Here is a 22,056-nt window from a genome sequence, read left to right as displayed (position 1 = left end):
TTATTGACCGCGCGGGCCTTTGTCGGCGCCCTGGTGATCCTTGATGCCGTCATTCTTGTGGTTGCCGGCGACCTCTTCCTCTTCGGCACGCTGGCGGTTCTTGGTGGCTTCCTGCTGCGCCTGTTCGTCTGCGCGCTGCTGTTGCTCACTTGGGTCGTTGGTGTGCTTGGTCATAGAGCCTCCTGTTTGTTTGAGACATAACAATACGCCCTCCCCCCTTCCCGTTCCGTTCGCCAACCCACGTAAGCGGAAATTTATTTCCTGCGGCACAGCTTATGGCGGCGGCAAGCGTTCCAGCACGGCATCGAACGGGAGCTTGGCGTTATGCGGCGGTTCGAGCAGCGTGTCGATGCCTCTGAAGGTCTTGCCGGCCAGCGCCCAGCCCAGCGGGGTGTGGGTTTCCGATGGCATGCCGAACCACAGGAAGCGCACCGGGCCGGGTGGCAGGATCGCGGCCATGTCGCGCCGCTCCGCCGTGACGGCGAAGGTGGCGCGCGCCGTGCGGGTATTGAACAAGCCCAGTGGCGGGGCCAGCAGTTCCGACAGGAAGGTCGTGTCCATGCGCGCGCCGGCCGGGTCTTGCTTCTCCCGGGGCGCCAGCGCCTCGGGAGAATTGCTGATGACGATCACGACCGGGTCGATGTCGTAGTGGCGCTCGCGCCACTCGTCCAGCGTCGGGCGCATCGCGAACAGCAGGTCGCGCACCGATTCGACGCCGGAGTTTTCAAAGTAGCCGCCATCGATGACTCTTCCCCACGGCGCCCGTTCCACTCCCGGCGCGCACGCCACCAGTTGCTTGCCCGCGCGGCAGGCCGACACCGTCCCGGCCGGGCTGACATAGCTGAAGCGCGCGCTATTGTGCACCGCCGTGCCCAGGCTCATCTGGTGCAGGTCGAGCACCGGGTCGAGCGCATCGTAGGCATCCGGAAAGCTGCCGTCGATGACCAGGTCGCTGGCGATGATGCGGTTGCCGCCATCGACCAGGGTGGCGTTGAGCAGCAGCGAGGGCACGTTCATGGCGCCGTCGGCGGCCCACAGCTGGTCGAAGCGGCGCCCGAAGCGCTCGTTGCCGGTCGCGCTGTGCCAGCCCTGCTCCCAGCCCGCTTCCATCGCGCGGGCCCGGTCCGCCGCCGGCATCGCGAACGGCAAAAAGCGTTGCAGCATGTCCGGATAGAGCATGTAGCCGAGCGTGGGCGACAGGAAGTCGCGCTGCAATATCTGGCGCATGCATTCCTGGTAGGGCGTGCCGCGCCCGCCGCGCGCGCAATAGGCGTTGGCCAGGCCGTTGCCGCCGTCGTCGGCCACCAGTGCGGCGAAGGCGCTGCCGCCCAGGCTGCCGCCGGAGACGCCGCTCAGCGCGAACAGGTGGCGCCCGAAGCGCGCCTCGCTGTCATCCTGCAGCTTGGCCAGCACCATGCCGGTCCAGTAGGCGGCGCGGATGCCGCCGCCTTCGGCCGCCACCACGTACAGGGGAAACGGCCGCCGCGGCAGCAGCGCGCCGCTGTCGACGCGCGTTTGCAGCCATTGATTGAGCTTGTCCTTGACGGTGCGCCGGATCAGCGGTGGATCATTCGCTTCGATGGGCAGCAGCCTGACCTGGTGATTGTCATTCCACAGGCTGAACACGATGAACAGCAGCAGCGGCAGCGCCGCCATCGACGGTAGCCTGGCCTGCTTGAAGGAATAGGTCAGCACCAGGTCGCCGAACAGGATCCAGCTGGCGAAGGCGAAGCACAGCAGCGCCGGCGCGGTGACATAGCGCGTGACTTCGACCGGCCAGATCCACACGGCGAACAGCAGCACGAACGTGAGCGCGATGGCGAGCGACACCGTCAGCACCGTGCGCTGTTGCAGCGACTCGAAGCGGATCGAGGTGGTCTGCCCCTCGAAGCCGTGGAAACGCGAGGCGAACCAGGCGCGCCGCTTGAGCACGAATACGCCCATGGCGAAGGCGGTGATAAAGCAGGCCAGCGCCAGCGCCGGCTGGCCGAGGCGCTGGAACTGGATCGACAGCACGCTGGCCGGCACGATGCCGAGAAAGCGCGGCAGCCACATGCGGATGCCATTGACGAAGGGCGTGTCGGTGCGGTCCAGCAGGGAAGTGCCGTCGAACACGCGGCCGAGGGTCAGGCGCGCGCTATACCAGGCGGCGGTGGACCAGCTGGCCACGGAAAAGATGAAGATTGGAAAGGTCCAGCCCGGATCGCTGACCAGGAGCAGCGATTCGGCCCCCTGGGGAATGAAGGCCAGGCCGGCGGAACAGAGCAAGGTGAGGCTGACGCTGTAGACGCAGCGCCACAGGATCGACCCGATTTCCTTGCCGCGCTCGCCGACCACGCGCACGATGCTGACCATGTGTTCTCCTTGTGGATGGAAGCGCCGTTGTGCCGCGTGCCGCCGGGTTTTGCTCAATTTGTTGTAGCCGCTAAACGATGCTCCGTCGTCCCCGCGCCAAGGCGGCACTCGGCGGGGACCCAAGTTCGCACCGTAGCCGACCATTGATCGACAAACTTGGGGGCCCGCCCAGTACCGCCGTGGCGCGGCGACGAGAGTATCGGTAGATCCGGATCGAAGCCGACTCAAACTCAGCTCGTTCCCCTAGCGCATCGCCAGCGCCTGTCGCTTCTTCGGTGGCGGAAATGCCCGGTCCAGGTCTTCCAGGTCGAACGCGGTGAGCACCACCTCCGCCGCCGCCCGGTTCTGGCGCACGTGGGCCGGATCGGCCGCCTTTGGAATGGCCACCACCCCGTCCTGCCGCAGCAGCCACGCCAGCGCGATCTGCCCCGCCGTGCAGCCATGCCGCCCGGCCACCGCCACCAGGCTCGGATTGCCCAGCAGCGCCTCGCGCTCCGGGCCCGCCGATTCCAGCGGCGAATACGCCATCAGCGGCATGCCCTGCTTGCGCGACCACGGCAGCAAATCCCACTCGATCCCGCGCTTGGCCAGATTGAATAGCACCTGGTTCACGGCAATCCCGCGTCCGCCGGGCAAGGCGTCGGCTTCCAGCATGTCGCCCAGGTCGACATTGCTCACGCCGAAATCGAGGATCTTTCCTTCCTGTTGCAGCGCCTGGAAGGCGTCCAGCGTTTCCGACAGCGGCACCGCCCCGCGCCAGTGCAGCAGGTACAAATCGATGCGGTCGGTCGCGAGACGGCGCAGGCTGCGCTCGCAGGCCGCGCGCACCCCGCGCTGGTCGGCGTTGTGCGGATACACTTTGCTGACGATGAACGCCTGCTCGCGCCGCCCGGCAATCGCCGCGCCCACCACTTCCTCGGCCCCGCCCTCGCCATACATCTCGGCCGTGTCGATCAAGCCCATGCCAAGATCCATGCCCAGCCGCAGCGCGCCAATCTCGTCCTGGCGCCGCGCCGGGTCTTCTCCCATGTTCCACGTACCTTGTCCGAGCGCGGGAATGAGGCGTCCGGACCGCATCGTTACAGTTTTCATGTCGCACGATCCCATTGCTGTTGCGTAAAGATCATTCTAGAGGAAAAAGCCATTCCCGGCGCAAGGTGCAGCGGCCCGCCAGCGGCGGCGCGGCACGCAATACAACAGGGGGAAAGGCGTGCCCCGGCCAGGACGGCCGGGGGCGAAGACAAGGCACTTACAGCTTGATGAAATGCTCGCGGTAGTAGCGCAGCTCTTCGATCGATTCGATGATGTCGGCCAGCGCCGTGTGCTTCTGGTGCTTCTTGAAGCCGCTGACAATTTCCGGCTTCCAGCGCTTGCACAGTTCTTTCAGCGTCGACACATCCAGGTTGCGGTAGTGGAAGAACGCTTCCAGCTTCGGCATGCCGCGCACCATGAAGCGGCGGTCCTGGCAAATGGTGTTGCCGCACATTGGCGACTTGCCGGCGGGAACGTAGTTCTTCAGCCAGGCGATCAGTTGCGCTTCGGCTTCGGCTTCGGTCACGGTCGATGCCTTGACCTTCTCGATCAGCCCGGAGCGTCCGTGGGTACCCTTGTTCCACGCATCCATCTTGTCGAGCGTCTCGTCCGACTGGTGGATGGCGAACACCGGGCCTTCGCCCAGGATGTTCAGGTGCATGTCGGTCACGACCACCGCCACTTCGATGATGCGGTCGGTATCGGGCTCCAGGCCCGTCATTTCCATGTCCACCCAAACCAGGTTGAACTCATTTGGGCGCGCTAACGCGGCCGGTGCTGCTAAATCAGTGGCATGTGACATAATTCTCTCTTGGCCTAAACAATCCTGCATTTTCTCACAGGCACAGAATGTCTTCACTCGCGTTTTCGATATTGTTCGTTTCTTTCTTGATTTTGACCCTGGTACTGCGCTTTTGGCTGTCCAGCCGCCAGTTGCGCCACGTGAAGGCCCACCGCGGTGCCGTCCCGGCCGATTTTGCCGAAAAAATTCCCCTTGCAGCACACCAGAAAGCGGCGGACTACACCGCCGCCAAGATCCATTTTGGCCTGCTCAGCTTGCTGTTCAGCAGCGCCGTCCTGATCGCTTTCACCCTGCTCGGCGGCCTCCAATGGCTGGCTATCGCCTTGCTGCCGCACACCGGCACCGGCATCGCCTTCCAGATCGCCCTGTTTGTCGCCTTTGCCGCCGTGAGCGGCGTGCTCGACCTGCCGTTCGACTACTACCGCCAGTTCGTGCTCGAAGAGCGCTTCGGCTTTAACAAGATGAGCCTGGGCCTGTGGATCGCCGACGCCCTCAAGGGTACGGCCCTCGGTCTCGTGCTCGGCCTGCCGCTGATCTGGGTGGTGCTGCAATTGATGGAAAAAAGTGGCGACCTGTGGTGGTTGTACACCTGGCTGGTCTGGATCGGTTTCCAGCTGGTGATGATGGTCATCGCCCCGACGCTGATCATGCCGCTGTTCAATAAATTCGAGCCGCTCAAGGACGACAGCCTGCGCCAGCGCATCGAAGGCTTGATGGCCCGCGTCAACTTCGCCGCCAAGGGCCTGTTCGTGATGGACGGCTCCAAGCGCAGCGCGCACAGCAACGCCTTTTTCTACGGTTTTGGCGCCAACAAGCGCGTGGTCTTCTTCGATACCCTCATCGCCAGCCTGACCCAGCCCGAAATCGAAGCGGTGCTGGCGCACGAACTGGGCCACTTCAAGCTGCGCCACAACCTCAAGCGCATGGTGATCGGTTCGGTCGTCTCGCTGGCCTTCCTGGCCCTGCTGGGCTACCTGAAAAACCAGACCTGGTTCTACAGCGGCCTGGGTTTCGATCCGATGCCGGGGGTGCCGATGGACGCCGTGGCCCTGCTGCTGTTCATGCTGGTGCTGCCGGTATTTACCTTCCTGTTCTCGCCGCTGACCTCGATCAGCTCGCGCAAGCACGAATTCGAAGCCGACGCCTTCGCCGCCACCCACACCGACGCGCGCGACCTGATCTCGGCGCTGGTCAAGATGTACGAAGAAAACGCCTCCACGCTCACGCCCGACCGGCTGCACTCGACCTTTTACGACTCGCACCCGCCGGCCAGCATCCGCATCCATCAACTCAACCTGGCGGTCCGATGAGCCTTCCTACCCTATCCTGCCGCGCCAACGCGGCCGCCCTCGACGCCGGCGCCATCGCCGCCCTGCTGCCGCAGGTGCCCGGCTGGGCCGTCATCGACGGCAAGCTGGAGCGCAGCTTCACCTTTAAAAACTATTACGACACCATGGCCTTCGTTAACGCGCTGGCCTGGATCAGCCACCATCAGGACCACCATCCGGAACTGACGGTCACCTACAAGGAGTGCGCAGTGCGCTACAACACCCATTCGGCCGGCGGCGCGCTGTCTGACAACGACTTTATCTGCGCGGCCAAGGCCACTGCGCTGTACGACCAGCGGAGCGGCGCATGAGCGGCCCGGGCGTGCCGGCAGTAGCCGGCCTGACCGGCACCATCATCGCCGCCCACGGGCGCCATTACCTGGCCGACGTGGCCGGACGCAAGCTGCAATGCGTCACACGCGGCAAAAAGACCAATATCGCCGTGGGCGACGTGGTCAACCTCAAGATGACCTCGGACGACCAGGCCGTGATCGAATCGATCACCGAGCGCAAGACCTTGCTGTACCGTTCCGACCAGTACAAGTCGAAGCTGCTGGCGGCCAACCTGAGCCGCCTGTTCATCGTGGTGGCGACCGAGCCGGGCTTTGCCGATGACTTGATTTCGCGCTCGCTGGTGGCGGCCGAAGCGGCCGGCATCGAGGCCCACCTGATCCTCAACAAGACCGACGTGGCCGAGCTGCTGCCCAAGGCGCGCGAGCGCCTGCTGGCCTACACTTCGCTCGGCTACCCGCTGCACGAAGTGTCGGCGCGCGCCAATCCGGAGCACGCGGTGGCCACCCTGATGCCGCTGCTCGAAGGGGAATCGTCGATTTTCATCGGCCAGTCGGGCATGGGCAAGTCGTCGCTGATCAATCTGCTGGTGCCGGACGCCGATATCGCGGTGCGCGAGATTTCAGCGGCGCTCGACACCGGCAAGCACACCACCACCTTCACGCGCCTGTATGCGCTGGGCGAGCAGGCCTCGATCATCGACTCGCCGGGCTTCCAGGAGTTCGGCCTGTATCACCTGAGCGAAGGGATGCTGGAACGCGCGTTCGTGGAGTTCGGGCCGTATCTGGGCGGTTGCAAGTTCTACAACTGCCGCCACCTGATCGAACCGCAGTGCGCGATCCTGACAGCGGTCGCGGAAGGCAAAATCGCCAAATTCCGCCACACGCTGTACGGACAGCTGCTGCACGAGTCGGCGCAGACGCTGTACTGATCCGCCTGTCGTTCCCTAACTCCTCGTTCCCGCTAGCCCGTCGTTCCCGCGCAGGCGGGAACGCATGCGTTCCCCCCCAAGTTCATGCCGAAGCCACAGGTATCGCAACATACTTGGGTTCCCGCCTGCGCGGGAACGACGAGTTGGCCCCCTTTTCAGCATACAATGGCAACACCATCGTAAAGGGATCCCGGCAATGGAGATGTTCACCGTCGATGTCAACGTTGCACAATGGGAGTCCGCCCTGCCCTCCCTGCGCGGCATGGAACGCTTGCCTGTGCTGCTGCCGCTGGCCTGGCACCTGCGCCAGCGCGACCCGGCCCGCGCCCTGATGCTGGCCGGCGAAGCGCTCTCCCAGCTACCCCTGTCCGACCTCCCGCCCGACCGCTGCGCCAGCCTCGAAGCGCGCATGCACCTGCTGCACGCCGAATGCGAATGGCTCGACGGCGCCCTCGACCTGGCCTGCGCCCACGCCTGCGAACTGCTATCGCGCTTCACGCTCCTGAACGACCATGCCGGCTGCGCCGACGCCCACTGGCTGCTGGCCTGGATCTCGATCGACCGCGGCGACCATGATGGCAGCGACGCCGCCTTCGCCAACGCCGCCGCCAGCGCGCGCCAGGCCGGCGATACCTTGCGCACCGACCTGGCCGAAGCGGCCCTCGCGCGCTGGGCGGTGCTGCGCGACCCGGTCGCCGCCGTCGGCCGCTGGGGCCAGCGCTTCGACGCCGACAGCAGCCGCCTGCACCCATCCCTGGCCACCTGGGTCAACGACTTCCTCGGTCTTGCCGCCAGCCAGGCGGCCGACTTCGGGGCCGCCGCCGGCCACTACATGCGCTGCTACGAATCGGCCCTCGACACCGGCCAGGTGCGCGCCGCCATCACCGCCGCCACCAACATCGGCGAAGACTTCACCATCCTCAACGACCACCACTCGGCGCTCGAATGGGTCCAGTGCGCGCTCGAACTGGCGCGTCCCACCGGCTGGCCGCGCAGCGTCGGCGCCTGCCTGATGCACAGCGCCGACACCCTGCGCCGCCTGGGCCAGCTCGACGCCGCGCACGACATGCTGCAAGAAGCGCTGACCATCATGAAACCGCTGGAAAACGCGCGCAGCTACGCCATCGCCCTGCAATACCTGGGCGACCTGTCGCTCGACAAAGGCGACTACGAATGCGCGCTGGACGCCTTTACGCGCCTGGCTGCGCGCGCCGAAGCGCTCGACCAGGCCGATTTCCGCAGCATCGCGCGGCGCGGCCAGGCGCACGCGCTGTCGCACCTGGGCCGCGCCAGCGACGCCATCGCGGTGGCCGCCGACGCCGCCGCCATGGCCGCCGCCCCCGGCTACGCCTACAACCAGATCGCCGCGCTGCGCGTGATGGCGCTGATCCACGCCCAGCACGCGCTGCCGCCGCCGCCCGGCATGGTCGAACCGAATCCGGTGCTGCATTACCTGCAGCAGGCGCTGTCGGTGGCCTCCACCATCGAAGGCTACACCGTGCCGGGCGACCTGTACGACGCCATGGCGCGCGAATACGCGGCCGCCGGCGACTACGCGCGCGCCTATGAGGTGGCGCTGGCGGCGTCAAGCTCGCGCGAAAAGACCCACAGCCAGGAAGCGACCAACCGCGCCATCGCCATGCAGGTACATCACCAGACCGAACACGCGCGCAGCGAGGGTTACCACCACCGCGAGCTGGCCGAATCGGAAGCGCGGCGCGCCGAAATCCTGCAGCGCACCAGCGCCACGCTCGAACGCCTGTCGGCCATCGGCCAGGAGATCACGGCCCACCTGGACGCCGCCGCCGTGTTCCAGGCACTCGACCGCCACATCCACGGCCTGCTCACCGCCAGTACCTTCGCCATCTACCTGATCGATGCCGCCGGCACCACGCTAAACCGCGCCTTTGGCGTGGAACTGGGGCGCGAACTGCCCAACCACGTCATTGCCCTGTCCAAGGGCGACGCCTATTCGGTGCGCTGCCTCGACGAGCGCCGCGAAATCTACATCGAGCACTGGCCCGACGCCGAGCACCGCAAGGTGGTGCCGGGCACGATGGTCAATATGAGCGCGCTGTTCGTGCCGCTGACGGTGGGCGAGCGCGCCATCGGCGTGATGACGGTGCAGGCGCCGCAATCGCACGCCTATGGCGAAAACGAGCGCATGATTTTCCGCACCCTGTGCGCGTACGGGGCGATCGCGCTCGATAACGCCGAGGCTTACCGCCAGTTGCAGGATGCGCAGACGCAGCTGGTGTCGCAGGAAAAGCTGGCCGCCCTCGGTTCCCTCATGGCGGGCGTGGCGCACGAACTCAATACCCCGATCGGCAACAGCCTGCTGATCGCCAGCACCATGCAGGAAAAGACCGCCGAAATCGAAGCGCTGATGAACGGGCCGGGCTTGCGCCGCTCCGAGCTGGCCGCCTTCATCACCGATTCGCAAAAGGCGGCGGCGCTGGTGCTGCGCGGACTGACCAGCGCGGCGGACCTGGTCAACAGCTTCAAGCAGGTGGCGGTCGACCGCACCACCGAGCAGCGCCGCTTCTTCAACCTGCAGCAGGTCTGCCACGAAATCATCGCCACCATGATGAACCGCATCCGCGCGGCCAACCACAATATCGACATGAGCGTGTCGGACGCGATCGGGATGGACAGCTATCCGGGGCCGTTCGGGCAGGTCATCACCAACTTCATCAACAACGCCCTGCTGCACGCGTTCGCGCCGGGCCACAGCGGCAGCATGACGCTGACGGCCTCGATGCCGGCCGAGGGACGGGTGCTGGTCGAGTTCCACGACAACGGCGGCGGCATCCGGCCCGAGCACCTGGGCCGGATTTTCGATCCGTTCTTCACCACCAAGCTGGGCCAGGGCGGCAGCGGGCTGGGACTGTCGATCAGCTACAACATCGTCACCTCGCTGCTGGGCGGGCAGATCACGGTGGTCAGCAGCGCGCAGGACGGCACCAGCTTCGTGCTCGACCTGCCGCTGACGGCGCCGCAGCATACGGACGCGGACGTGACCGCGATCTACTGATCTACTGTACCAGCACCAGTTCCTGGTCGGTCGCCAGGCGCGCGTGCAGCCAGCAGTCGCGGTGCGCGCCGCCGTCGACATAGCTGCCGCGCATCAGGCCTTCGCGCTGGAACCCGCAGCGTTCCAGCACGGCGGCGGCGGCCGGGTCGGCGGCCGGGGTGGCGCCCGCCAGCCGGTGCAGGCCCATGTGCGTAAAGGCATGCCTGACCACGGCGCCGACGGCCTCGCGCCCGTAGCCCTGGCCGCGCTCGGAGCGCAGGACCAGGAAGCCGATCTCGCCGATGGTGTCGGCCACGAGCATGACCGCCACCGCCCCCAGCGCGCGGCCATCGCGGTAGACGATCCAGGCGCTGGTCATGTCGGGACGCTCGGCCAGCGCCTGGCACAAATGCACCCATGCTTCGCGTTCGTCGTCGCCTTCCAGGCGTGCGCGCAGCGCCCGGGCACAGATGCTGTCGAACGGTTCGAGCACCAGGCGCGCTGTGCTGATCAGCGCCACCATGGACAGCACGCTGCGGGCCTTGCCCGCCGTGGCGCTCAATCCCGCCTCGCGCCGCTTCGGGCGCGCGCCGCGCCGCGCGCGGCAACAATACTGGTGGCCACCAGCGGCCAGGCAGGTCTGAACATGCACGACTCCCGAATCGACAACACCGGCAAACTGCGCCTCACCCGCCGCGCTGTGCTTCATGCGGGCGATCGATCCCAGGCTAACGGCGCCGCCCGCGCCCGGCAAAGATAATTAGCATTATTTACACGCGCAGCCGTATTGACAATCCGGAGGCGTCTTTATGGCACCGCCGGCGGCCAGATGCTTTCGCACCACTCTTGCACCCCGAACATACAAAACCCTTATAATTGAATCGATAACACCCGCCACCGGCCGTCCCCATGTCCCCAAAAAAACCCATCAAGCACTTCCTGCAATTTGCCGACTTCACCCTGGCCGAGTTCGAATACGTGATCGAACGGGCCAAGATCATCAAGCGAAAATTCAAGAATTACGAGGTCTATCATCCCCTGATCGACCGCACCCTGGTCATGGTATTCGAGAAAAACTCGACCCGCACCCGGCTCTCCTTCGAGGCCGGCATGCACCAGCTGGGCGGCGCCGCCATCTACCTGAACACGCGCGACAGCCAGCTCGGTCGCGGCGAGCCGGTCGAAGACGCCGGCCAGGTGATGAGCCGCATGTGCGACATCATCATGGTGCGCACCTTCGGCCAGGACATCATCGAGCGCTTCGCCGCCCATTCGCGGGTGCCGGTGATTAACGGCCTGACCAACGAACACCATCCCTGCCAGGTGCTGGCCGATATCTTCACCTACGTCGAACAGCGCGGCTCGATCGCCGGCAAGATCGTCACCTGGGTGGGCGACGCCAACAACATGCTGTACTCCTGGCTGCAAGCGGCCGAAGTATTTGGCTTCCACCTGAACGTATCGACTCCCAAAGGCTACGACATCGACCATTCGCTGGTGTCGACCTCCCGCTTCACCGTCTTCGACAACCCGTCGGACGCGTGCCAGGGCGCCCATCTGGTCAACACCGACGTCTGGACCAGCATGGGCTACGAGAAGGAAAACGCGGCCCGCCTGGCGGCCTTCGACGGCTACATCGTCGATGGCGCCAAGATGGCGCGCGCCGCACCCGACGCGCTCTTCATGCACTGCCTGCCGGCCCACCGCGGCGAGGAAGTCGCGGCCGAGGTCATCGACGGACCGCAGTCGGTGGTCTGGGACGAGGCCGAAAACCGCCTGCACGTGCAGAAGGCGCTGATCGAGTACCTGCTGCTCGGCCAGTTGGCTGGCACGACGAGCGGCGGCGCGCAATAACAACACCAGATTGTTCAACCCAAGATTGGAAACTCCATGAGCGACATTAAAAAAGTAGTCCTCGCCTATTCGGGCGGCCTGGACACCTCGGTCATCCTCAAATGGCTGCAAGATAACTACAAGTGCGAGATCGTCACCTTCACCGCCGACCTGGGCCAGGGCGAAGAGCTGGAACCGGCGCGCGCGAAAGCCATCAAGTTCGGCATCAAGCCGGAAAATATCTACATCGACGACGTGCGCGAAGAATTCGTGCGCGACTTCGTGTTCCCGATGTTCCGCGCCAACACCGTGTACGAAGGCGAATACCTGCTGGGCACCTCGATCGCGCGTCCGCTGATCGCCAAGCGCCTGATCGAGATCACGCGCGCCACCGGCGCCGACGCCATTTCGCACGGCGCCACCGGCAAGGGCAACGACCAGGTGCGCTTCGAACTGGGCGCGTATGCGCTCAAACCGGACGTCAAGATCATCGCCCCGTGGCGCGAATGGGACTTGCTGTCGCGCGAAAAACTGCTGAAATACGCGGAAGACGCGGGCATCGCGGTCGACATGAAGCACAAGAATGGCGGCGCGCCCTACTCGATGGACGCCAACCTGCTGCACATTTCCTTCGAAGGCCGGCATCTGGAAAACCCGAGCGCCGAAGCCGAGGAAAGCATGTGGCGCTGGACCGTCAGCCCGGAAGCGGCGCCCGACCAGGCCGAGTACCTCGACCTCGAATACGAACAAGGCGACATCGTCGCGATCAACGGCGTGCGCATGTCGCCAGCCACCGTGCTGACGGAACTGAACCGCCTCGGCGGCAAGCATGGCATCGGCCGCCTGGACCTGGTCGAAAACCGCTACGTCGGCATGAAGTCGCGCGGCTGCTACGAAACCCCGGGCGGCACCATCATGCTGCGCGGCCACCGCGCCATCGAATCGATCACCCTGGACCGCGAAGTGGCCCACCTCAAGGATGACCTGATGCCGCGCTACGCGTCGATGATTTACAACGGTTACTGGTGGGCGCCGGAGCGCGTCGCGCTGCAAACCCTGATCGACCATACCCAGCAAACCGTGAACGGCAGGGTTCGCATGAAGCTGTACAAGGGCAATGTGATCGTGGTCTCGCGCGATTCCAAGACCGATTCGCTGTTCGACATGAACATCGCGACCTTTGACGAAGATGGCGGCGCCTACAACCAGGCCGACGCCGGCGGCTTCATCAAGCTCAACGCGTTGCGCATGCGCATCGCCGCCGTGGCGCGCGAAAAGCGCGGCCAGTAAGCAGCAAACAGCAAGCTCGTCCCCGGTGGGCCGCGTGCCCGCCGGCCGGCGCGGCCCGCATGCGGCCGCGCCCTCCCCTCCCCCGCAAAAAATTTCCCGTTCTCCGCGGCGAATTGTCCCGTGCTCTGCCTCAACGATGTTACATTTATAGCGAACAACATCGTTCCCGGAGAGACCCATGTTTACTGACCTGAGCATCAAGAACAAGCTGTTTCTCGGCTTCGGCGGCATCGTCGCCATCATCCTGTTCCTGCTGATCCTGGCCTACAACAATTTCTCCAAGATGTCCGATGCAAACCGCTGGGATCGCCACACCCTGGAAGTGCTGCTTGAAACCAACAAAATCGCCACCAACGTGCTGGAAATCCAGGCCGAGGTGCGCGGCTACCTGCTGACCGGCGAGGAACGTTTCCTGTCGCCCCAGATCGACGAGGAAAAATCGCTGCTGGAAAACGTCCAGCGCGCGCTTCGCCTGACCGCCGACAACCCGGCCCAGAATGCGCGCATCCGCAAGCTCGACGCCATGACCGGCACCTGGCTCAAGACCGTGATCCGGCCCATGATCGCCAAACGGCGCGCCTTGGGCAAGGTGGCCGACTCCGCCGAGCAGATCGGGCGCTGGCCCGAGCTCAGCAACGGCTTCCAGATCGTCAGCGAAGTACGCGGCCTGATCGCCCAGATCGCCGACGAGGAAAATGCCTTGCTGACGGCGCGCTCGACCGAATCGGCGCAACTGCAAAAAACCATGTCCCTGCTGCTGAGCCTGGGCGGCGCAGTGTGCGTGGCGCTGGCCTCGATCGTGGCCTGGATGCTGGCGCGCGCGCTGCTCACCCCGCTCAACAACCTGACCGAGGCGGTCGGCAAGATCGCCGCCGGCCAGCAGTCGGCGCGCGCAGCCGTGATCTCGCGCGATGAACTGGGCAAGGTCACCGAGGAATTCAACCGCATGGCGCAATCGATCCAGGATGGCCAGGCCAACGAGGCGGCCGCCACCAACCTGCTGCGCGCCAATGTCGACGCCCTGCTCGACGTGGTCTCCAAGGCCGCCATCGGCGACCTGACCGGCACCGTGGCCATCACCGGCAGCGACGCCATCGGACGCATGGGCGAGGGCTTGAAAACCATGGTCGGCAACCTGCGCATCTTGCTCAACAATGTGCAAAAGGCCGGCATCCAGGTCACCACCTCGGCCACCGAAATCGCCGCCTCGGCCAAGCAGCAGGAAGCGACCGGCATCGAACAAGCCCAGACCAGCATCGAAATCCTCTCGACCACCAAGGAAATCTCGGCCAACACCACCCAGCTGCTCAAGACCATGGAAGACGCCACCGCGGTGGCCGACTACACCACCAGCGCCACCGCCGAGGCCCAGCAAAACCTGAAACGCATGGACAGCACCATGCAGCACATGGTCTCGGCCACCGATTCGATCAATGCCAAGCTGGCCGCGCTGTCGGAAAAAGCCAGCAACATCAACAGTGTGCTGATCACGATCACCAAGGTGGCCGACCAGACCAACATCCTCTCGCTCAACGCCGCCATCGAAGCCGAAAAAGCCGGCGACGCCGGGCGCGGCTTCTCGGTGGTGGCCACCGAAATCCGCCGCCTGGCCGACCAGACCTCGGTGTCGACCTGGGACATCGAGCAAATGCTCAAGGAAATGCAGTCGGCGGTATCGGCCAGCGTGATGGGCATGGACAAATTCTCCGAAGAGATCCGGCGCAGCGTCGGCGAAGTGCGCCAGGTGGGCGAACAGCTCTCCACCGTGATGGACCAGGTGCAAAAGCTGGCGCCCCAGTTCGACCTGGTGCTGCAGGGGATGCAGTCGCAGGCGGTGGGCGCCTCGCAGATTTCCGACACCATGATGCAGCTCAACGACGCCACCCAGCAGACCGTCGAATCGCTCAAGGCCACCAGCGAAGCGGTGCACCAGCTGCAGTACGCGGCCAGCGACCTGCAATCGTCGGTGGCGACCTTCTCGGTCAACACCTGAGGCTGCGGCGATGAAAGTCATGGTCTTTCATATCGGCGCCGACCGCTACGCCCTGCCCCTGCGGGCGGTGGCGCGCGTGCTGCCGGCCGCCGCCCTGAAGGCCATCCCGCTCGCGCCAGGCTACGTGGCCGGCTTGCTCGACCTGCACGGCGCGCCGGTGCCGGTGATCGACCTCTCGGCCCTGGCCGGCGTGCCGCCCGGGCAGCTGTGGTACGACTCGCGCATCATCCTGGTCGACTATCCGCTCGCTGACGGCGATGCCGACGGCGCCACCCGCCCGCTCGGCCTGCTGGCCGAACACGTGATCGGGGTCGACACCATCGACATTGCCGCGCTGGCCGATGCCGGCGTCGCCGGCGCCCCCTTCCTGGGCCAGGTGGCCGCCGACGGCGCCGGCATGCTGCAACTGGTCAGCCTCGCGCAGCTGCTCAGCGCCGACGTGCGCGCGCAACTGTTCCCCGCCACCGGAGCGCCCGCATGAAAGCGCGCGACCTGCTGCAGCAGGTAACGGGGCTGAACCTGACCGAGGCCGTGGTCGGCCGCGCCGTCGAACGGCGCATGCAGGCGCTCGCGCTGGACGACACGCGCGCCTACCAACGCCTGCTCGCGGACGGCGCGGCGGAACTGGGCGCGCTGACCGAACTGGTGGTGGTGCCCGAATCGTGGATGTTCCGCGACGCCGAAGCGTTCGTCGCGGCCACCGCGTTTGTCGCACGGCGCCTGGCGGCCAGGCCGGCGCGCCCGCTGCGCATCCTGTCGGTGCCGTGCGCCGGCGGCGAAGAACCGTACTCGATGGCCATGTCGCTGCAAAGCGCGGGCGTGGCTGCCAGCGACTATGCGATCGACGCGGTCGACCTGTCCGAGGTGGCGCTGGCGCGCGCCCGCGCCGGCCTGTACACCCGCAACGCCTTCCGCGGCCGCCACCTCGATTTCCGCGAACGCTACTTTACAGCGGCCGGCGCCGAGTACCAGATCTGCGACGACATACGCGCCCAGGTGAGCTTCAACCAGGCCAACCTGCTCGATCCCGCCTTTTCCAGCCGGCCGGGCTACTACGACGTCATCTTTTGCCGCAATCTGCTGATCTACTTCGACGACCCCACCGTGGCCGCCGCCATCGCCAGCCTGGCGCGCCTGCTGGCCGACGACGGCATCCTGTTGGCCGGCTATGCCGAGGTGCCGGCCTTCTGCCGCAACGGTTTTGCCACGCTGCGCGCGCCCGGCGCCTTCGCCCTCGAAAAGGCCGGCGCCCACGCTTCCTGGCCGCCGCGCATCCCGGCCCGCCAGCACGCGCGCCCGCCCGCGCCGGAGCGGCCCGCCGCAAGCGCAGCGGCGCCAGCGCGCGCCGCGCGGCCGCTGGCTGCCGCAGCGCCGGCTGCCGCGCCGGCTGCCGCGCCGCCGCCAGCCGCGGACATGCTGGCGCGCGCGCGCCGCCAGGCCGACCTGGGCGACTACAGCGGCGCCGCGGCAGCCTGTCGCGAACTGCTCGAGCAGAACCCCGATTCGGCCGACGCCTACTTCATCCTCGGCATGGTCAGCGAATGCGAACAGCGCATCGCCGAAGCGGGCGACCACTGGCGCCGCTGCGTCTACCTGCAGCCGGACCACTACGAAGCGCTGTGCCACCTGGCGCTGCTGGCCGAGCAAAGTGGCGAGCCGGCCCAGGCGGCCGCCCTCAAGCAGCGCGCCGCGCGCATCTACCAGCGCCGCAATGACGGCGACCAACGCAAAGGCGCCCCATGACGACCGCGCCCGACCAGCCGCACGCGCTGGACCTCGACGATTGCTGGAACAGGATCGGCGTGGCCGGCGACCTCAGTTGCCCCAAGCTCGCGCAGCATGTCCATTGCCGCAACTGCGATGTGTACGAGGGCGCGGCGCGCCACAGCATGCGGCGCCCGGTCGGACCGGGCTACCGCGACGACTGGGCCGCCCTGCTGCGCCAGCCGCAGGCCGAGCGCGCGCGCCACGACCACTCCGGGCTGGTGTTCCGCCTGGGGCGCGAATGGCTGATGCTGCCGACCCGGATGGTGTCCGCGGTCGCACCGCTCGCCGCCAGCCACTCGCTGCCGCACCGCAGCGGCGGCGCCCTGACCGGCATCGTCAACGTCGGCGGCACCCTGGCGCCAGCGATCGCGCTGGCCAGCATGCTCGGGATCGATGAAAACGACGCCCCGGTCCAGGGCGGACGCCACGTGTTCGCGCGCCTGCTCGTCATCGTCTGGGAAGAGCAGCGCTTCGCCCTGCCGGTGGCCGACCTGCACGGCATCCTGCGCTACGGCGCGGCCAGCGTGGGCGCGCCGGCGGCCACCCTCAACAAGGGCTTGCAGCGCTTCATCACCGGCGTGCTGACCCAGGGCGAGATGCGCATCGGCGTGCTCGATGCGCCGCTGGTCGGCCACCAGCTGACAAGGTTGCTGCGATGAGCACCGGCGGCGGCGACCTCAGTCAATTCTCGATGCTGGACCTGTTCCGCATGGAGGCGGACGGCCAGACCCAGGTCCTCACCGATGGCCTGTTGAGCATGGAGCGCGGCGGCGGCGACGCTTCCACCCTTGAGGCGATGATGCGCGCCGCCCATTCGATCAAGGGCGCGGCCGCCATCGTCGGCCTGGACGTGGTGGTGCAGCTGGCGCACGGGATGGAAGACGCCTTCATCGCCGCCCAGAACGGCCAGCTCCAGCTCACGCCCGCGCGCATCGACGCACTGCTGGCCGGGGTCGACCTGATACTGCAGTTCTCGACCCTGGACGAAGCCGCTCTGCCGGCCTGGCTGGAACAGCACGGCGCGCGCATCGCCGCGACGCTGAACAGCATCGCCGGCATCGCGCTGATCGAGTCGGCGCCCGCACTCGACCCGATTGCGGCGCCGCCGCAGCTGGCCGTGCCGGTGCTGGAAGCGGCCACGCTGCCGCTGGCGAGCGCCCCCGACGACCTGGCGCCGCAGCGCGCCCATGGCGCGCCCAAGGCGGCCCAGAACTTCGAGCGCCTGCTGGCCCTGGCCAGCGAGTCGCGCATCAACGCGCACCAGATGCACCCCTTCATCGCCCAGCTGCAGCGCTTCAAGCGCAACCAGGCCAGCCTGTTCCAGGCGCTCGAACAGCTGCACGATGCCGTGGTGCGCGGCGGCGACCAGGCCCTGATCGAACAATCGGCCCTGGCCGGCCAGAAGGCCCACCCGCTCAAGCAGTTCATGCTCGAACACATGGCTGACATCGAAAGCTACGAGCGGCGCCTGCTGGGCGTATCGAAAAACCTGGTCGATGAAGTGCTGACCCTGCGCATGCGCCCTTTCCGCGATGGCGTGCAAGCGTTCCCGCGCATGGTGCGCGACCTGGCGCGCAGCCTGGGCAAGGAAGCGCAGCTCCTGATCGAAGGCGAAGACACCCTGGTCGACCGCGACATCCTGGCGCGCATCGAAAGCCCGCTCAACCACATGCTGCGCAATGCCGTCGACCACGGCATGGAAACCCAGGCCGAACGGATCGCCGCCGGCAAGCCGGCGCTGGGTACCATCGTGCTGGAGGCGCGCCACCGCGCCGGCATGCTCAGTATCGAGATTGCCGACGACGGGCGCGGAGTCGACATCGAACGCATCCGGCGCCAGGTGGTCGAGCGCAAGATGGCCAGCGCCACGATGGCGCAAGCCATGTCGCAGCCGGAACTGATCGAATTCCTGTTCCTGCCCGCCTTCAGCCTGAAGGAAACCACCAGCGCCATTTCCGGGCGCGGCGTGGGGCTCGACATCGTGCACCAGACCATCCGCGAACAGAATGGCACGGTGCGCATCGAGTCCGCGCCCGGCGAGGGCTTGCGCACCTTCATCACCCTGCCGCTGACCCAATCGATCGTGCGCGCACTGGTGATCGACGTCCAGGGCGAAGCCTACGCGATCCCCATCGTCAAGGTCGAGCGGGTGCTCAAGGTGCCGCAAAGCGAGATCCACACGCTGGAGCACAAGCAGTTCTTCGACTTCGGCGGCGAGCACCTCGGGCTGGTCTCGGCCGCCCAGGTACTGGAACTGGGCCAGATCGGCAGCGGCGCCGGCGAACTGCCGGTGGTGGTGATCGGCGCCGCCCAGCGCCGCTACGCGCTGGTGGTCGACGCCATCCGCGGCGAACAAAGCCTGGCGGTGCAGGCGCTCGACCCGATCTTCGGCAAGATGCGCGACATCAGCGCCGGCGCCCTGCTCGACGACGGCGCCCCGGTCCTGATCCTCGACGTGCCCGACCTGCTGCTCTCGATCGACAAGCTGCTGCACGAAGGCGGCCTGCACCAGCTGGGCGCGCGCGGCGGCCCCGAAAAACGCAAGGTCAAGCGCATCCTGGTGGTGGACGACTCGCTCACCGTGCGCGAGATGGAACGCAAGCTGCTGCAGGGGCGCGGCTTCCAGGTCGACATCGCCATCGACGGCATCGACGGCTGGAACGTGGTGCGCAGCGGCGACTACGACCTCCTGATCACCGACGTCGACATGCCGCGCATGGACGGCATCGAACTGGTTGGCCTGGTCAAGAAGGATATCCACTTGTACAAACTGCCCGTCATGATCGTCTCCTACAAGGACCGGCCGGAAGACCGCGCGCGCGGCATGAGCGCCGGCGCCGACTACTACCTGACCAAGGGCAGCTTCCATGACGAAACCCTGCTCAACGCCGTGTTCGACCTGATCGGAGAAGCCGGCCTATGAAAATCGGCATCGCCAACGACGTCGCCATGGCGGCCGAAGCGCTGCGCCGCGTGGTGGCCAGCACCAGCGAACACCAGGTGGTGTGGATCGCCCGCACCGGCCTGGAAGCGGTGCGCATGTGCGCCGACAACCGTCCCGACCTGGTGTTGATGGACCTGAACATGCCGGAGCTGGACGGGGTCGAAGCAACCCGCCAGATCATGCAAAAGACCCCGTGCGCGATCCTGGTCGTCACCGGCCAGCCGCAGGACAATGTCAGCCAGGTGTTCCGCGCGCTCGGTGCCGGTGCGCTCGACGTCACCGCCACGCCGCTGCTGGCGCGCGGCGGCGGCGGCGACGCGGCGCTGCTGCACAAGATCAAGACCATCGGCAAACTGATACGCGTCAGCGGCGCCGACACCCTTCCCGCGCAGGCGCCCGAACGCTTCAACGGCAAGATCAAGCACCTGCTGGCGATCGGCTCCTCGACCGGCGGCCCGATCGCGGTGGCCAAGGTGCTGGCCGGCTGGACCCCGGCGCCGGGCACCGCCATCGTGGTGGTCCAGCACATCGATGAAAACTTCGCCGCCCATTTTTCCAAGTGGCTGGGCGAGCAGCTGGTGATGCCGGTGCGCGTGATCGACGACGGCGACCCGCTCGAAGCGGGCTGCGTGCAGATCGCCCGCACCAACAACCACCTGGTCCTGAGCGCGCGCCACCGCCTGCACTACGACGAAGCGCCGCGCGACTACGCTTACCGGCCCTCGGTCGACGTGTTTTTCAACTGCGTGGCGCAGCACTGGGAGAACGACGCCACCGGCCTGCTGCTGACCGGGATGGGGCGCGACGGCGCCAACGGCTTGCTCGCCATGCGCCAGGCCGGCAAGGCCACCATCGCCCAGGACCAGGCCAGCAGCGCTGTGTACGGCATGCCACGCGCCGCCGCCGAGATTGATGCCGCGCAGCAAATTTTATCCTTGGAAAACATCGGACGGGCATTGCGCAGTAGAATTGGGACCAAGCCGGCCGGTAACTAGCGCCGCCATTTTCACCGACAAGCCTACACCGATGTCTGACGTTTACAAAACCTACATGCCGGAACCGGCCGTTTTCAAGGTGCGGGTCCTGATGGTGGACGACCAGCCGATCATCGCCGAGGCGGTGCGGCGCATGCTGGCCGACCAGCCGGACATCGAATACCACTACGTGCTCGACTCGGCGCTGGCGGCCGACAGCGCCGAGCAGCTGCAACCGACCGTCATCCTGCAAGACCTGGTCATGCCCGGCATCGACGGCTTCGGGCTGATCGCCCTGTACCGCGAGCGCGACAGCCTGCGCCACGTGCCCGTGATCGTGCTCTCGTCCAAGGAAGATCCCACGCTCAAGGCGCACAGTTTCGCGGTGGGTGCCAACGACTACCTGGTCAAGCTGCCGGACCGGCTCGAACTGCTGGCGCGGGTGCGCTACCACTCGGCGGCGCACATCAGCCGGCTGCAGCGCGACGAAGCGTTTCGCTTCCTGCGCGAAAGCCAGCACCAGCTGGCCCAAGCCAATATCGAACTGCAAAAGTTCGCCGCGCTGGACGGCCTGACCGGGATTGCCAACCGGCGCCGTTTCGACGACGTCATCGACCTCGAATGGCAGCGCGGGCAGCGCGAACAGAGCGCGCTGTCGGTGCTGATGTGCGACATCGACTGCTTCAAGGCCTACAACGACAGCTTCGGCCACCTGCCGGGCGACCTGTGCCTGAAGACGACCGCGGCGGTGCTCACCGAACACCTCAAGCGGCCGGCCGACCTGGCGGCGCGCTACGGCGGCGAAGAGTTCGCCGTCATCCTGCCCGAGACCGACCTGGCCGGCGCCCGGGTGGTGGCCGACGCCGTGCGCACGCACCTGGAAAAGCTGGCGATGGACAATCCGCAAGCGCCGGGCGGCATCGTCACCATGTCGATCGGCGTGGCCAGCGTGGTCCCGTCGCGCACCGACACCGCCGAACAACTGATCGCACGCGCCGACAAGGCCCTGTACGCCGCCAAGACGGCCGGGCGCAACCGCGTGTGCGTGGCCGAGGCCGAAGCCGAAGCCGCCCCTCTCCCCACCTGAAGAAGGAAGTCCATGAGCACGATTCAAAACGTCACCGTCAGCAAGAAATCGACTATTTTCTTTGACGGCAAATGCGTGTCGCACACGCTGTTGCTGGCCGATGGCAGCAAGAAAACGGTGGGCGTGATTTTCCCGTCGCAGCTGACGTTCAACACGGCGGCACCGGAAGTGATGGAAATCGTCGCCGGCAAGTGCCGGGTTCGGCTGGCCGGCAGCGACGCCTGGCAAGACTACCAGGCTGGCGAGCGCTTCAGCGTCGGCGCCGACACCGCCTTCGACATCGAAACGACCGAGACGCTCGACTACGTCTGCCACTTCGGCTGAACTGCGGTGAGTAGCGCGTGAACGGGGAATCGACGCATCCCGATCGCGCGCTCAAGACGCGCCGCGCCATCAGCGGTGCGCGCATTCCCAAC

General features: G+C 66.4%; 19 protein-coding genes. 14 read left to right on the top strand and 5 right to left on the bottom strand.

Features of this window, described 5'->3' with window-relative positions; genetic code table 11:
- The 4 genes from F2P44_RS05065 to orn form a co-directional block, all read right to left on the bottom strand.
- Positions 1-174, bottom strand: coding sequence for a hypothetical protein (locus F2P44_RS05065; RefSeq protein WP_167085601.1), 174 nt, complete (start codon positions 172-174; stop codon positions 1-3).
- Between the two features lie 99 nt (positions 175-273).
- On the bottom strand, positions 274-2,355 hold the full coding sequence (locus F2P44_RS05060) for a hypothetical protein (RefSeq protein WP_167085600.1): 2,082 nt from the start codon (positions 2,353-2,355) through the stop codon (positions 274-276).
- 243 nt (positions 2,356-2,598) lie between these two features.
- Positions 2,599-3,447 (bottom strand): aldo/keto reductase, encoded by an 849-nt coding sequence (locus tag F2P44_RS05055; RefSeq protein ID WP_187363236.1) that lies wholly within the window; start codon positions 3,445-3,447, stop codon positions 2,599-2,601.
- 157 nt (positions 3,448-3,604) lie between these two features.
- Positions 3,605-4,189 (bottom strand): oligoribonuclease, encoded by a 585-nt coding sequence (gene orn / locus F2P44_RS05050; RefSeq protein ID WP_167085596.1) that lies wholly within the window; start codon positions 4,187-4,189, stop codon positions 3,605-3,607.
- A 47-nt stretch (positions 4,190-4,236) separates the two neighbouring features.
- On the opposite strand from orn, the gene F2P44_RS05045 reads away from it, so the two are divergent.
- The 4 genes from F2P44_RS05045 (at position 4,237) to F2P44_RS05030 (ending at position 9,773) form a co-directional block, all read left to right on the top strand.
- Positions 4,237-5,499: a M48 family metallopeptidase gene (locus F2P44_RS05045; RefSeq protein ID WP_167085594.1), complete on the top strand. Its 1,263-nt coding sequence runs from the start codon at positions 4,237-4,239 to the stop codon at positions 5,497-5,499.
- The gene (locus F2P44_RS05040) at positions 5,496-5,828 is read left to right on the top strand and encodes a 4a-hydroxytetrahydrobiopterin dehydratase (protein ID WP_167085593.1); all 333 of its coding nucleotides are present in this window, start codon (positions 5,496-5,498) and stop codon (positions 5,826-5,828) included. The genes F2P44_RS05045 and F2P44_RS05040 overlap by 4 nt, the downstream gene beginning before the upstream one ends.
- On the top strand, positions 5,825-6,739 hold the full coding sequence (gene rsgA, locus F2P44_RS05035; protein ID WP_167085591.1) for a ribosome small subunit-dependent GTPase A: 915 nt from the start codon (positions 5,825-5,827) through the stop codon (positions 6,737-6,739). Before F2P44_RS05040 ends, rsgA begins: the two co-directional genes overlap by 4 nt.
- A gap of 196 nt (positions 6,740-6,935) precedes the next feature.
- Positions 6,936-9,773, top strand: a complete 2,838-nt coding sequence (locus F2P44_RS05030) for an ATP-binding protein (protein ID WP_167085589.1) — start codon at positions 6,936-6,938, stop codon at positions 9,771-9,773.
- A 1-nt stretch (position 9,774) separates the two neighbouring features.
- Here the strand turns inward: F2P44_RS05030 and F2P44_RS05025 are convergent, their stop codons facing one another.
- Positions 9,775-10,461, bottom strand: coding sequence for a GNAT family N-acetyltransferase (locus F2P44_RS05025; RefSeq protein WP_167085587.1), 687 nt, complete (start codon positions 10,459-10,461; stop codon positions 9,775-9,777).
- A gap of 200 nt (positions 10,462-10,661) precedes the next feature.
- Between F2P44_RS05025 and argF the strand changes: the two genes are divergently transcribed.
- The 10 genes from argF (at position 10,662) to ppnP (ending at position 21,964) form a co-directional block, all read left to right on the top strand.
- The gene (gene argF, locus F2P44_RS05020) at positions 10,662-11,606 is read left to right on the top strand and encodes an ornithine carbamoyltransferase (protein ID WP_167085585.1); all 945 of its coding nucleotides are present in this window, start codon (positions 10,662-10,664) and stop codon (positions 11,604-11,606) included.
- A 36-nt stretch (positions 11,607-11,642) separates the two neighbouring features.
- A complete protein-coding gene (locus tag F2P44_RS05015; RefSeq protein ID WP_167085583.1) occupies positions 11,643-12,875 on the top strand; it encodes an argininosuccinate synthase in 1,233 nt (410 codons plus the stop codon).
- Positions 12,876-13,053: 178 nt separating this feature from the next.
- Positions 13,054-14,868, top strand: coding sequence for a methyl-accepting chemotaxis protein (locus F2P44_RS05010; protein ID WP_167085581.1), 1,815 nt, complete (start codon positions 13,054-13,056; stop codon positions 14,866-14,868).
- A gap of 10 nt (positions 14,869-14,878) precedes the next feature.
- Positions 14,879-15,349 (top strand): chemotaxis protein CheW, encoded by a 471-nt coding sequence (locus F2P44_RS05005; protein ID WP_167085579.1) that lies wholly within the window; start codon positions 14,879-14,881, stop codon positions 15,347-15,349.
- The gene (locus F2P44_RS05000) at positions 15,346-16,611 is read left to right on the top strand and encodes a CheR family methyltransferase (RefSeq protein WP_167085577.1); all 1,266 of its coding nucleotides are present in this window, start codon (positions 15,346-15,348) and stop codon (positions 16,609-16,611) included. The genes F2P44_RS05005 and F2P44_RS05000 overlap by 4 nt, the downstream gene beginning before the upstream one ends.
- Positions 16,608-17,294 (top strand): chemotaxis protein CheW, encoded by a 687-nt coding sequence (locus F2P44_RS04995; RefSeq protein ID WP_167085575.1) that lies wholly within the window; start codon positions 16,608-16,610, stop codon positions 17,292-17,294. The genes F2P44_RS05000 and F2P44_RS04995 overlap by 4 nt, the downstream gene beginning before the upstream one ends.
- Positions 17,291-19,558, top strand: coding sequence for a hybrid sensor histidine kinase/response regulator (locus F2P44_RS04990; RefSeq protein ID WP_167085573.1), 2,268 nt, complete (start codon positions 17,291-17,293; stop codon positions 19,556-19,558). The genes F2P44_RS04995 and F2P44_RS04990 overlap by 4 nt, the downstream gene beginning before the upstream one ends.
- Positions 19,555-20,574 (top strand): chemotaxis-specific protein-glutamate methyltransferase CheB, encoded by a 1,020-nt coding sequence (gene cheB / locus F2P44_RS04985; protein WP_167085571.1) that lies wholly within the window; start codon positions 19,555-19,557, stop codon positions 20,572-20,574. Before F2P44_RS04990 ends, cheB begins: the two co-directional genes overlap by 4 nt.
- Before the next feature lie 31 nt (positions 20,575-20,605).
- Positions 20,606-21,640 (top strand): diguanylate cyclase, encoded by a 1,035-nt coding sequence (locus tag F2P44_RS04980; RefSeq protein ID WP_167085569.1) that lies wholly within the window; start codon positions 20,606-20,608, stop codon positions 21,638-21,640.
- A 12-nt stretch (positions 21,641-21,652) separates the two neighbouring features.
- Positions 21,653-21,964, top strand: a complete 312-nt coding sequence (gene ppnP / locus F2P44_RS04975) for a pyrimidine/purine nucleoside phosphorylase (RefSeq protein ID WP_167085567.1) — start codon at positions 21,653-21,655, stop codon at positions 21,962-21,964.
- The last annotated feature ends 92 nt before the right edge of the window (positions 21,965-22,056 follow it).

It is taken from the genome of Massilia frigida (assembly GCF_011682175.1).
Taxonomy (GTDB): Bacteria; Pseudomonadota; Gammaproteobacteria; order Burkholderiales; family Burkholderiaceae_D; genus Telluria_A; species Telluria_A frigida.
This window is presented reverse-complemented; position numbering and strand designations above follow the sequence as displayed.